The sequence below is a fragment of the Synechococcus sp. H70.2 genome, from assembly GCF_047462275.1.
GTDB lineage: Bacteria > Cyanobacteriota > Cyanobacteriia > Thermostichales > Thermostichaceae > Thermostichus.
This window is the reverse complement of record NZ_JANSIU010000001.1, coordinates 152603-164797: the sequence shown is the minus strand read 5'-3', so window position 1 is coordinate 164797 and position 12195 is coordinate 152603. Positions and strand designations below refer to the sequence as shown.

Annotated in this window: 12 protein-coding genes and 1 tRNA gene; 6 read left to right on the top strand and 7 right to left on the bottom strand. The window is 60.5% G+C overall.

The genetic code is table 11. The features are described from left to right. Positions 1–30: 30 nt before the first annotated feature. Complete coding sequence (locus tag NW822_RS00770) at positions 31–948, bottom strand: DUF1517 domain-containing protein (RefSeq protein WP_414403195.1); 918 nt, start codon at positions 946–948, stop codon at positions 31–33. Between the two features lie 282 nt (positions 949–1230). On the opposite strand from NW822_RS00770, the gene NW822_RS00765 reads away from it, so the two are divergent. From NW822_RS00765 to nusB, 3 genes are all read left to right on the top strand, one after another. Continuing rightward, entirely contained in the window at positions 1231–2094 is an 864-nt protein-coding gene (locus NW822_RS00765; protein ID WP_414403194.1) for a Cof-type HAD-IIB family hydrolase, read from the top strand. A gap of 14 nt (positions 2095–2108) precedes the next feature. Next, positions 2109–4256 (top strand): ATP-dependent helicase, encoded by a 2148-nt coding sequence (locus NW822_RS00760; protein ID WP_414403193.1) that lies wholly within the window; start codon positions 2109–2111, stop codon positions 4254–4256. 70 nt (positions 4257–4326) lie between these two features. Beyond that, the gene (gene nusB, locus NW822_RS00755; RefSeq protein ID WP_414403192.1) at positions 4327–5169 is read left to right on the top strand and encodes a transcription antitermination factor NusB; all 843 of its coding nucleotides are present in this window, start codon (positions 4327–4329) and stop codon (positions 5167–5169) included. A 327-nt stretch (positions 5170–5496) separates the two neighbouring features. Here nusB and NW822_RS00750 read toward each other — a convergent pair. Then, positions 5497–5568: transfer RNA gene (locus NW822_RS00750), tRNA-Gly, on the bottom strand. A gap of 78 nt (positions 5569–5646) precedes the next feature. Between NW822_RS00750 and ssuE the strand changes: the two genes are divergently transcribed. Continuing rightward, on the top strand, positions 5647–6192 hold the full coding sequence (gene ssuE, locus NW822_RS00745) for an NADPH-dependent FMN reductase (RefSeq protein WP_414403191.1): 546 nt from the start codon (positions 5647–5649) through the stop codon (positions 6190–6192). Between the two features lie 9 nt (positions 6193–6201). On the opposite strand, the gene NW822_RS00740 is transcribed toward ssuE, so the two are convergent. After that, entirely contained in the window at positions 6202–6615 is a 414-nt protein-coding gene (locus NW822_RS00740) for a hypothetical protein (protein WP_414403190.1), read from the bottom strand. A 167-nt stretch (positions 6616–6782) separates the two neighbouring features. Here NW822_RS00740 and NW822_RS00735 point away from each other — a divergent pair, with 167 nt between their 5' ends. Beyond that, positions 6783–8312, top strand: coding sequence for a hypothetical protein (locus NW822_RS00735; RefSeq protein WP_414403189.1), 1530 nt, complete (start codon positions 6783–6785; stop codon positions 8310–8312). Here the strand turns inward: NW822_RS00735 and NW822_RS00730 are convergent. From NW822_RS00730 to NW822_RS00715, 4 genes are all read right to left on the bottom strand, one after another. Then, complete coding sequence (locus NW822_RS00730; RefSeq protein WP_414403188.1) at positions 8267–9460, bottom strand: glycosyltransferase; 1194 nt, start codon at positions 9458–9460, stop codon at positions 8267–8269. The genes NW822_RS00735 and NW822_RS00730 overlap by 46 nt on opposite strands. A 2-nt stretch (positions 9461–9462) precedes the next feature. After that, complete coding sequence (locus NW822_RS00725) at positions 9463–9876, bottom strand: PH domain-containing protein (protein ID WP_414360036.1); 414 nt, start codon at positions 9874–9876, stop codon at positions 9463–9465. A 73-nt stretch (positions 9877–9949) separates the two neighbouring features. Further along, on the bottom strand, positions 9950–10456 hold the full coding sequence (locus NW822_RS00720) for a hypothetical protein (RefSeq protein WP_414359446.1): 507 nt from the start codon (positions 10454–10456) through the stop codon (positions 9950–9952). A 57-nt stretch (positions 10457–10513) separates the two neighbouring features. Next, entirely contained in the window at positions 10514–11341 is an 828-nt protein-coding gene (locus NW822_RS00715; RefSeq protein ID WP_414403187.1) for an ion transporter, read from the bottom strand. Positions 11342–11481: 140 nt separating this feature from the next. Between NW822_RS00715 and NW822_RS00710 the strand changes: the two genes are divergently transcribed. Then, complete coding sequence (locus NW822_RS00710) at positions 11482–12075, top strand: Maf family protein (RefSeq protein ID WP_414359450.1); 594 nt, start codon at positions 11482–11484, stop codon at positions 12073–12075. The last annotated feature ends 120 nt before the right edge of the window (positions 12076–12195 follow it).

Sequence of the window (12195 nt, the reverse complement as noted above, 5' to 3'; positions counted from 1 at the left end):
CCCAGCTGCTGTCTCCTTACCCCCGCGACCTCAGAGGAGCCGCATTTCTGGGTACTCGGTCAACAGCGCTTCCGCCGACAGGGTGTCTCCCTCCAACTGCGGCGTCCACAGCACTTCAATGGCCACAATCCGCTCGGCAGGGATGGAGGCCAACTGCATTAGCCACTGCCGCAGCTCTGCCACGGACTTAACTACAGGTAGTGTACCCAAGTTGCCGCGATACGCAACTAGTAGAGTAACGACCAGGTACTCGCCGACATCTGGGATCCGCCTAGTCGATTGGGGCAGGGCTGCTTGGGAAAGCTGCTGGATCTGGTTGTTACGGTTGGTGAGGGTTTCCGCGCTAAACTTGCTCCGCTCTTGCAACGAGGCTCGGTAGAACAGGGATTCGGCCTGGGAGAGAGGCCGCTTCTCCGCCTCTGCATAGCCATAGACCCAGTAGTCACTGTAGCGCATCAAACTAAGGCTGACTTCTTGCAGCAGTTGGCTCAGCCCCTCTGGCGACTGGGTATCCGCTTCCAGAGCCAGCGCGTTGATCTCCTTTTGCAGTTGTCGGGCGCTGGCCAGCAGGCCCACTTTCACCTGGGCCACGGTTACTGGCGGGTCAGCAACCCCTTCGTCACCCTCTTCGGAAACAGCTGAGCGCAAGCTGCGCACCAGAAAGCTACCGGCCCCAATCAAAAGCAGCAACGTCAGCAGGCTGCCACCGCCTCCCCAAAACAAGGGCACCACTAAGGGAAACCCAAACCCCCCTCCGTAGCTGGGGTACACCGGAGCGGAACGGGGACCAACGGCGCGGGGAGCTGAGAAAGTCGGGGAGCGGAAAGAGCCACCGCCAACACGACCACCACTGCGCGCCCAGACAGCACTGAGGGGCGCCAAGGCCAGGATCACGGCCAGAGCAAGAGCCAACAGGGACCGGCAGAAGCGACCGATTCGTTTCAGCATGTTCACAGTTTGTCCACGTCCTTACTCAATTGTAGGCTCTTTCCTCAGCCGGCAGAGGCCAGGGGCTTGCTCTCCCTGAACGACTCTCGATCCTCATCTTTGTTGGGTAAACACAAACACAATATGGCCTACGCCACCTACGCAACCCAAATCCAGGGCGGGGCTTCCCGCCGATTCAGCTAACCCTATCCAGCAACTTGGAGCATTACAGACCATTACAATCTGTATCGAGCCCTTGCCAAGTTCAACCCCAAACCCATGCACTGGCCAAGAGGAGGAGCAATGCAGCCAGTAGAAGTGCAAGAGCGGCCCCAGAAAAGGCAATCTCTTCAGTCCTTGGCCCAGAGGGAGGTGCGGCTGTTGGTGTTGGACATCGATGGCACGCTGGCAGGACCTTCCAACCAAGTTTCAGAGCCAGTGCGACGGGCAATCCAAAGGGCTAAGGCGGCGGGCGTGCGGGTGGCCATTGCCACCGGTCGGATGCATCGCTCTGCCGAGCGATTTCACTACGCCATTGGAGCGGATATGCCCCTCTGCAGCTACCAAGGGGCGCTCATTCGGGATCCCGAGAGCCAGAAGACGTTCAAGCACTGGCGCTTGGACTGGGCGCTGACAGAGGAGTTGTTGCAAGTGCTGCAGGATCTGCCGGTGGGGGTCCATCTCTACATCGACGACCAGCTCTATGTGCGGGAACTCAGCCCTCTGAGCCGCGCCTATGCTGAGCGCTCGCAAGTGCCGTTCCAGATTCTTTCCCCTGCCCAATATGGGCAAAGACCCACCAAGATCCTAGTTGTTTCAGAAGATACGGAGTTTTTGCAGGAACTCCAGGGATCCCTGCGGCAGCGGTATTCTCCAGAGCAGCTCTATCTCACGCGGTCAGAGCCAATTTTTTTGGAGGCTACCCATCCAGCGGTAAACAAGGGCAATGCGGTGCGCTTTCTGGCGGAAGAGCTGCTGGGGGTGTCGGCGGAGCAGGTGATGGCCATTGGGGATGGCGACAATGACATTGAGATGCTGCGCTATGCAGGGATCGGGGTGGCCATGGGGAATGCCTCACCGGCTTTGCTGCCCTACGCTGATTGGGTGGCTCCTCCCGTCACCGAGGATGGGGTGGCGGTGGCCATCGAGACCTTTATCCTTACCTAGGCAGGGATCTGACCGTGGGCTTAGCTGATTCTCCTTTTCCCCAGATTATCCTGCGTCCGGAGCAGCAACAGGTTTTGGCCTATCAATCAGGGCAGCTGGGGATTGCTGCTGTTCCAGGGAGCGGCAAGACGTTTATCCTGGAGCTTCTGATTGTCAATCTCATCCTCAAGCGCGGCATCCCGCCCGAGCGCATCGGGGTATTTACCTACATGCGCTCAGCACGGGTCAATCTGCTGCGCCGTATCAACCAACGCCTGCAAGAGGCGGGCTACCCAGATCGCTTTACCCAAGCCTTTACCTTGCATTCCCTAGCGCTGCGGGTGTTGCGGGAAGCCCCCGGCCCTTGGGAAGAGCTGTCCATCCTGGAGGAATATGAGCAGAAGCGCCTTCTCACCCGTCTCTGCCGCGCCTGGCTCAACTCCCACACCCACCTCTGGGAGCCCCTGATCCCTGCCGATGAGAGGGCAGTCTACAACCGGCTGCGGTTTCGGGGCAGCTTTCAACAGATGGTGCAGGCGGTGATCAGCACAGCTAAGAACCTGCGCCTGGAGCCGGAGGTGCTCCCCAGAGAGGGCTACCTAGGCTGGGCGGCTCCCCTCTATGCTGCCTACCAAGCGGAGCTGCGTCGCCGAGGCCAGCTGGACTACGACGACCTGGGCTGGCAGGCGGTGGAGCTGATTGAGCGGGACTCGGCGCTGCAGCAGCAGGTGCAACAGTGGTACGACTACCTATTCGAGGACGAAGCTCAGGACAGCTCCCCCCTCCAAGAAGAGCTGCTGCGGCTGCTTAGCCAGCGCACTGGCAACCTAGTACGGGTGGGGGATCCCAACCAGAGCATCATGGGCACCTTCACTACCGCGGAGCCGCGGCTATTTCGTGACTTTTGTCAGGCCAGTCCCCAGGTCATCTCGCTGCAGGAGTCCAGCCGCAGTGCTCCCCAGATCCTGGAGCTGGCCAACCGCCTGGTGGACTGGGTAACTCAGGAACACCCCATCCCAGCCCTGCGCACCGCTCTAGCTCCGCAGCACATTCGTCCAGCCAGTACCGGCAGCCCAAATCCCCCAGCCAGCGAAGGACAGGTGGAGTTTCGCTGCGTCAGAGGAACCCCCGAGCAGGAGCTGCAGGAGGTGGCTCAGTGGGCCTTGACAGCCGCCCAGGCCTTCCCCACCCAAACAGTGGCTATTCTGGTTACCACCAACGAGCTGGGAGGAAAAGCCCTCGACTACCTGCGGGAAAGGGGCGGAGAGCGGGTTATTGACCTGTTGCGGGGCAGCCCCACCCAGCGGCGGGTGCTGCTGCAGCTCAAGGGGGTGATTGACTGGTTGGCCCAGCCCACTTCCTCTGCTCGACTGGCTGCAGCCGTAGAGCACCTAGCCGACTGGGCCGGGATCCCACGGGCGGAGCTGGAGCCAATGCTGGGCTGGATCCGCGCCTCGCTGCCAGAGCGGCTGCTGTTTCCCCAGTTTGGGGAAGCTCCTACCTGGCCAGATAGCCCCTCTTGGCAAAGCTTAGGCCAGTTGCTGCAGACCCTGGCCAGTTGGCTACGGGCTGGGCGTTCTCCCTGGCCGGAGGTGCTGAATTTCATTGTCCAAAGCCTCTACCGCAAGCCGGAAGAGCTGTTTGTGGGTTGCTATGTCATCAACCAGTTGGAGCAGGTGTTGGGATCCCTCCCTGAGGCGGATTGGCAGGAGATTGCCCAAGAATTTCAGGTGATTCTGGATTACCGCCTCCGCAACTTGCCCTCGGAGCTCTTTGCCTTCAACCCCGAGCCGGGCAGCATCACGGTTGCTACGCTGCACCGTGCCAAGGGTTTGGAATGGGATCAGGTCTTCATCCCCCAGGTGTCGGCCTACGAGTTTCCTACCCACTATGAGGAGCGACCGGTGGGGCTAAAGTTTTTGGAAGATGTCGATATGAAAGCAGAAGCCCTGGCCCAGCTGCGCCAGCTTAGCCGCAGAAGCTACTGGGATCTACAGGCCAACTCTCCTACCGAGCAGGCCTTTTTGGACTTGGCTGCAGAGCGGCTGCGGCTGCTGTATGTGGGCATTACCCGCAGCAAACGGCGGCTGACCCTATCGGTCTCTAGCCACTCCTCCTATGGTAGAGAGCAAAGCCCAGCTTTGGCCTTTCGCGTGCTCAGGCGCAGTTTTGAGCTCAATTAGCATTTGTTCTGCCTCCCGCCTGCTAGCATAGCTAAGCCCAATCGGGCAGTCGTAACAAGGGTGTTTTGCAATGCAACCTCGGCGTGTTGCCCGCGAACTGGCCTTGCTGGGGGTCAGCCAACTGCCGGCCACGGCGGCCAAACTCAGCGAAAAACAACTGGAGGACTTGCTGCTGGCAGCCATCCGCACCCTGCAGGAGGAGACCCATGAAACCCTTGCGACGGCAGCGGCAGAAATTGAGCGCAGTGACCGCCTGTTGCAGGAGAGCGATCCTCTGTTTTTGGCTGCCTCCGAGGTCAAGGAAGAGAGTGGATCCCGTTCCCTTGCCCTCCGTCTTCACCAGGCCCAGCGACATTTGCAGCGTCTGGAAAGTGCCTTGCAGGGGGCAGCTGTGCCAAGGGAGTTGCCGGAGCTGGTTTACCAAGCCCAAGTGGCCCTCGGCAATGCTGGCCAAGCCCTAGAGCACCTGGAGCAGCGCCTGCAGAGCGTCCGCCACATCCTGGAGGAAGTTGTTCAGTTGTCCCAAAAGGCAGTCAACCGGCTGGGGGCTGCCCTCTCGATGCCGGAACTGCTGCACCTTGCCCAAGCCCAAGAGGTGCGCACCTATGCTCTGCAACTGTTGACCGCCCTGCATACCCACAAAGAGGTGATTGACGCTCGTTTACAAAAGGTTCTGGTGGGCTGGCAATTGCAGCGGTTGGGGCGGATCGAGCGGGATATCCTGCGCCTGGCGGTGGTAGAGATGGAAATACTGGCCAGCAGTCCCGTTAAGGTCGCCATCAACGAAGCTGTAGAGTTGGCCAAAAAATACGGGGATCCGGAGGCCGCCGCTTTCGTTAACGGCGTGCTGCGGCGGGTGGTGGACAACCCGGTGGAGACCCACGAAGGCCCTGCTACCACCTCTGCAGGCTGAGCAGATAAACCTCCCCTGCTCTAATGCGGAGGGAGACTGGGCAGGCAGATCTGTCTCAGACAGGGGCGTTTCTCCCACCACCAGACTTCCCGCAGGGCTGCCACGGGCTTAAGGCTGGGATTGTCCCTGAGCACTACCCGCCAACTTCTGCCCTGCAGGTGGGGCTGGAAGTGCCCCTTTAGCCCTAGCTAGATCCCTGGCCAGTTCAGCAGGGCAGCTTGCTCTTGCCTCCAGAAGCTACGTGCTGCCCCCTCTCCCTTCCCCCTCGACACTGGCTAGGGGTAGGTTGGGACCGGCAGCGGCAAGAGAGGGTTTTGCTTGTCCAGAAGCGGGCGATGAGATTCGAACTCACGACATCCAGCTTGGGAAGCTAGCGTTCTACCACTGAACTACGCCCGCAGTTAACCTCGACTACTATATTAGCACTTCTTGGGCGGGATCCCTGGTACAACAGAAGCAGCGTTCTGCCTTTGGCCGATGCCCTCTATTCTTCTGCTCTCCGGTAGCCCCGGCCCCCGCGAGTCTGCCGGCCCACCGCCGCGGTCGGAGGCGATTTTGCACCATGCTGCTGGGATCCTGGCCAGCCTGGGGTTGAAGACGGAGTTTGTTTCGGTGCGGGATTTGCCGCCAGAGGATCTGGTACGGGTTAACTTCGAGAGTCCTCAACTTAAGCAGATTCAGGAAAAGGTGGCCCAGGCCGCCGGGATTATCCTCTCCGCTCCTGTGTACAAGGCTTCCTATCCCGGCGTGTTCAAGGCACTGTTGGATTTGCTAGACCAGGATGCCTTTGTCGGCAAAGTGATTCTCCCCATTGCTACGGGGGGAACGCTGGCCCACCTGTTGGCCATCGACTTTGCCATGAAGCCGGTGCTGGCCGTGATGGGCGCAACCCACATTTTGAAAGGGATCTACATCCTCAGCTCGCAAATCCAGTTTGAGCCAGACGGCACCCTGCGCCTGGAGGAGGAGATTGCCGAACGCCTGCAGGCTGGGCTCCAGGCCCTTGCCCGGGCGGTGCAGTGAGGAACTCTCTCAGGGATCCTGCAGCAGCACTGGTGTGCTTACAGCAGTGCTTTGCCCCAGCCGGTCGAAAACCCGCAAACTGAGGAGGTAGGGGCCGGGCGCCAGGGTTGAAGGGGGGCGGAGGCGGAAGCGAGTAGTGCAGGATACCTCGCCGGCAACACAGTTGACCTGGGCTGCCGAGAGGGTTTGCACCTCGATCCCTGACCAGGAGAGCTGCAACGCCAGCTCCGCCGGGAGCCGCCCCGGTACCGACACCGCGATCCCCACCTCCAAAAAGTTGCTCCGACTGATGACGGGCGGAATGTCGCTGCTAAGGATGAGTGGCGGCAGAGGAGGGCTAGGAGGCAGAGCAGCAGGGCTACACCCCCCTGCAGCCGCTACGGCCAGTAGGGCCAGTGTCAGTGGCCAAAGTCGGGATCCCACCGGACTTGCACCTAAAAATCCCTCCCCCAGTATAGGCGGTAAGCAGGAGATCCCTAGCGTCAGTTTTGCGGGAACCCAAAAGTTTACGCTATATGTGGTGGTCAAGCTGGATCTTCCCCCCCAGCATCTGCTACAGTAAGGCGCATGACCTGTTGAGCAGCCCGGCTATGGAAGGGGAAGAGGAGCTAGAAACGTTGCGGGCGCGGGTGCGCAACCTGGAGCGATCCCTGGCCGAGTCAGAGGCGCTGTCGCTGCAGCAGATTGAGTGTATCCAACGCCTGGAACAGCAACTGCAAAAGCAGGAGCAAGCGTTGCAAGCCTGTCAGGAAGAGAAGGCTCGGCTGGAACAACGTCCTACCCTGGAAGCTTTTCAGCTTCAGCAGCAGCACATTGAGGAGCTACAAAATCTCCTCTGGGAGATGGAGCGGCGCCCCACGCTGGAGCACTACCAGCTCCTGCAGCAGCAGTTGCAAACCAGCCAAGCGGAAATCGAAACCCTCAAGGCAGAATTGCAGCGGCGTATCGAGCCGGCCCGGTTCTATCAACTGCAGCAGGAGATCCTGGAGCTGAAACAGCAAGCGAAGCAGCTGGAGGAATACGCCGCCAAGTTATCGCAGGTGCAGCTTTTGCAGACCCAACTGCAGCTCCGCATCCAGGAGTTGGAGAAAGAAAAGGCGCAGCTGCAGGCGCAAATTCAGGAGCTGGCCAGTCGGCCCTCTGCCCAGGAGTTGGAAACCCTGCGGGCGGAGCTGGAAGCTGCCCACCGCCAAGCTGAAGCGGAGTGGCAACGTCTGAGGACCCAGCTGGAGAGTGAAAAAGCCCACCTCGAGGCCGAGCTGGACAAGGCCCGGCAACAGATTCGTCAATTGCAGCAAGGTTCCTTGCCAGAGCAGGGGGAGAAGCTGCAAGCAGAGTTGGAGCGCCTGCGCCAACAGGCCTCTTTTGCCAAAGCGGAGCGGGCCAGCTTGCTGGAAGAACTGCAGCAGAGCCGTCAGCAGCAGGCGGAGCAGACCCAGCAGCTTCTTGCCCTGAAAGAGCAGGTGCAGGCTCTCACCTCTGAGCTGGACGCCCTGCGGGCTGAGCGGGATCAGCTCCGCCAAGAGCTGGCCCAGCGACCAACGCAGGAAAGCCTGAAAGAAGCCCAGCGGGCGCGGGAAGTGGCGGAGGCCCACTCTCTATTTAGCCAAAAGCAGATAGAGAAGTTGCAGCAGCAGGTGGCGGCCCTGAAAGCTGAGTGTGCCCAGGCCCATGCCTACGCGCAAACGCAGGAAAAGGAGGTGGCCCTGTTGCAGCAGCGCAACCGGGAGCTGGAGGAGCAACTGGCTGCCCTGCACCCGTTGGCTCTCGGCCGGGCCGTTGTCGAGCCCAGGTCGAGCCAGCCGGCTGCTGCCCACCGCTGGCCCGCTCAGGAACGGCTGCAAGCAGCGCCTGCCCAGCCTGCTCCCTCCCCAAAAGGAGCTGCCGTCCCTCCTACCGGCGAACCCCCAACGGGGAGAATGCCTGCCGGCGGGATCCCCCCCCTTACCCTCAAGGAGGAGCAGGATCGCACAGAAAGGCTGCTGAAGCGCTCTGTTTTGGCCACGGGCTGCAGCGGCGGAGAAAGGGGGGAGCGCAGCCGCATCGAGTTGCCAACTTTTGTGCAGCGGCGGCTCTACTCAGCGCTCCATGCTCGCGGATCCAGCGGCTCTCCAGCTTGAAAACGGGGCCAGGCCCAGCGCAGCAGGGATCGCAGTTGGGCATGAAACCGCTCCGGTGCAAACTGCAGAGCATGGGCACGAATCTGCTGGGGATCCCACTCCTGGCGCTCTGCCTGGCGCAGTCCTTCGACGAGGGCTTCCACACTGGCTTCGGAGATGAGGATCCCCGTTTGGCCGTGGCGGACGGTCTCGCAGGTACCGCCTCGGTTGAGGGCCACCACCGGTCGGCCACAGGCCTGGGCTTCCACGGCCACCAAGCCAAAGTCTTCCTCCCAGGGCAACAGCAGCAGCCGGCAATTGGCCAGCAGTTCCTGGAAGCACTCTAGAGGCTGGTGGGGCAAAAACTCCACCTGTGGTCCTGCCAATTGCTTTAGCCGCGGCAGCTCCGGCCCTTCCCCCACCACTACCAAACGGCGGTTCAGTTGCTGGCAGGCAGCAATGGCGAGATCCACCCGCTTGTAGGGCACCAGCCGGCTTACCACCAGGTCGTAGTCGGCCTGGGGAGTGGCCACCGGCTCAAACCCCTGCAGCGGCACCGGCGGATAGATAACCACGGCCTCGCGGCGGTAGAGCTTGGCGAGGCGCCGGCGGATGTGCTGCGAGTTGGCAATCAATAGATCTGGCCGCTGGGCCGCCACAAAATCCCACTGGCGCAGGCGGTGCATTAGCCATCGGCTGAGGGCAGCAAGCGGGCGGATCCCTGTCAACCCCTCCCGCTCAAGGTAGATCTCCCGGTTTTCCCAGAGGTAGCGGGGCGGGCTGTGGATGTAGCTTAGGTGGAGGGTGGAAGGCCCTGTCAAGATCCCTTTGGCAAAGGCATGGCTGCTGGAGATTACACAGTCATAGCCGGAAAAGTCGAAGCTCTCGTAGGCTAAGGGCATCCAGGGTAGCAGGTACTTGAGGCGGCCATGGTAGTTGCGGCGCAGTACCCCTAGCCACTTGGCCCAGCTTTGCAAAAACGAAGTGTGAACTGAAAGCTCCCGCCAGCTCGGCGGCAGGGTGTGGGCCGAGAAAAGGCTGACATAGAGGGGAGCCTGCGGGGCAAAGGCCAGTAGCTCCTGCAAAACCTTTTCCGATCCCCCCGGCCAGATGAGGTACTCATGCACCAACGCTAGGCGCTGCGGCCAAGAGGGATCCCAACTCGGCATAGCTAGGACTCTGCCGCGGGGGGTCTTTTGCCAATAGGGCCGCTGACCTTTCTGGCTTTTTCGTCAAGCCGCTCGCTAATGTAGGCGTAGATCTCCCGGAAGCGCGGCACTGCCCGCATCTCTAGGCGGCTGCCGTCTTTGAGGGTGAGCACCATATCGCCCCAAGTGCCCAGGCCCCGCGGCACCGTCACCACCTTGGCAATCTCCTTGTAAATGACATCGGAGCGCTCCTTCCCCCCCCAGCCGCCAATGACCGTGATGCGGCGATTGGTAATCCGGTAGTGAACCCACAGCCTGCGCACCAGCGCCCCTACAAATAGAGGCAAGCCAACCACGGTAAGACCGACAAAGGAGTTCAACACTAGATCGCCAATATGGGGCCCGCCTTCAAAAAAAACCTCTTCTTTGATAGCCATGCCCAGTCGAATGTTCGTAGGGACCATAAACAATCTTAAACAGTTTCTTAGCCTTCCCCAACTGCCCGGCAAGCTAGCGGGAGAGGCGGGAGCGGGTTTGCCGTTGAAGGGCTTGCCCTGAGCAATAGGTGGCCCAGATTAGGCGAACAAACAGGGCTATCACAACCAGCGCCACGGCTGCTGCCCCGATATTGCCCAGCCAGCCCCATCCCTCTAACCCGGTCAGAGCCACCAAGGCCCAAGAGGCGGGGTGCAGCATTCCACCCAAGAGGAGAATTTGCGAGAGGAGTTGCCCAGCCGTAAAGCGGGATCCTAGCACCACCAGCGCCAGGCCGCCGCCGATGTTGATGAGTCCCATATTGCCCAAAAAGGCGTAGCAGATGTGCCAGGCGTACTTTTGTTTGGGCACCTCTTGCCAGGAAAGGGGTTCTGTAGGGATCCCTGAGGCCTCCTGGGGGGCAAGCGGCAACGGCTGAACTTGGCTGAGGATCCAGCCCAGGACAATCGCGGCAGCAAGCATTGCCACGCCTGCCTTCACGTTCAACTTGCCAGGGATAGCCAGCTCGGGGTGGGCCCACATTGCCGCTCCTCCTCCCAACCTGTCCTAGCCTATCCTGTCTTTGCCTCCAATTGGCCACTAGCCTCGATCCCGGGGATAGAGCGGCGTGCCACAGCGCTTACAAAACTGGGCATCCTCATCGTGCTGGGAGAGGCCACAGCCTGGGCAGGCCCACTGAACTGAGTTGCCGCTTTTCACCAGTTGCTTGATGAGCTCTCCCACTTGCCAAGGGATCAGGGCCACGCCCGTCAAGATCATCAGCACCGTCAACAGCCGGCCCAGCTCAGAGGTGGGGGTGAGATCCCCAAACCCCACCGTGGTCATGGTGACAACAGAAAAGTAGAAAGCATCCAAAAAGGTGGCAAAAGTGGTGGGATTGGCCGGATGTTCCACCTGGTAGATAAGGCCAGAGTAGACAAAGACAATCGCAAAGAGAGTAAAAAGGATGCGCAACAAGATGCGGGTGTCAGCGGAGATTACCTGACCCAATAGGGTCTTGCCCTCCACTAGGCGCAGCAGCCGCAGGATGCGAAACCAGCGCAAGAGACGGATAAAGCGAATATCGGCTAGACCAGCAAAAAATGGCAAAATCGCCAGCAAGTCAATGAGCGAATAGAGGCTGAAGACATAGCGCAGCTTCTGGGGAGCCGCTGCCCAGCGCAGCAGGTACTCCACCACAAACAGGCCAAGGATCAAGCGATCCAACCGCTCTAGGCTAAGGCGCACCTCCAAGGGCAGGGGGTAGGTTTCCGCCACAAAGAAGGTGGACGAGCAGAGAACCAGGGCTGCCACCAGTAAATTCACCCAGCGGCTTTCGGGAGTGTCTTCATCTCCCCAATACCGCTGGAGGAGGCCAGCAGGGACAAGCTTGGCTTGAGGGGAGGCCTGGGAGGGCAGGGTGGTCACAAACGAGCTCCAGTTGGGAGAGATCGAGAGAGTTTCCTTTGAGCGCCTATCGGGCGTACCTTGACTAGGGTAATGGAAACTGGTAGGTAGAGCGAACTTCAATCCTACAAACGTCTAGGCTTGAGGTGAGTATTGAATCGATGTTGCCTCCCATTGTCCTGGCTTCACAATCTCCTGCCCGCCGCCAATTGTTAGAAGCTGCGCGGATCCCTTTCCGCGTTCAACCCAGCTACTTTGACGAAAGCCAAATCCAAAGCTCGGATCCAGTTGAACTGGTGCAGAAGCTGGCCTCGGCCAAAGCCGAAGTGGTGGCGGCCCAGCAACGGGAGCCTGTTTTGGTCATTGGGGCCGACTCGGTGCTCTACCTCAAGGGAGAAATCCTGGGCAAGCCGGCCAATGCTCTGGAAGCGGAACGGCGCCTGCGGCAAATGCGGGGCGAGGTGGGGGAGCTCTATACGGGTCATGCCTTGATTGACACGAAGCAGAACCGCCGCCTCACCCACTATGCGGTTACGCGGGTGTTTTTTGCTAAGCCCAGCGACGAGGAGATCCGCGCCTACGTGGCCACCGGCGAGCCGCTTAATTGTGCGGGCTGCTTTGCCATGGATGGCCGGGGCAGCCTGTTTGTGGAGCGGATTGAGGGGTGTCCTGGCAACGTCATCGGGCTAAGCTTGCCCCTGCTGCGCCGCATGATCCAGGAGTTGGGCTACTCCCTCACCGAAGTCTGGAGTTAGCTAGGGGGGGTCGACAAGTCCTGCACTGCCCTGGCAGAGCCAGGGCCGGGATCCAAACACCCCCGCCAAGAGGTGGTGAGCGCTGCTGGAGTCGAGGACACCTACGCGGTGGGGCAGCCC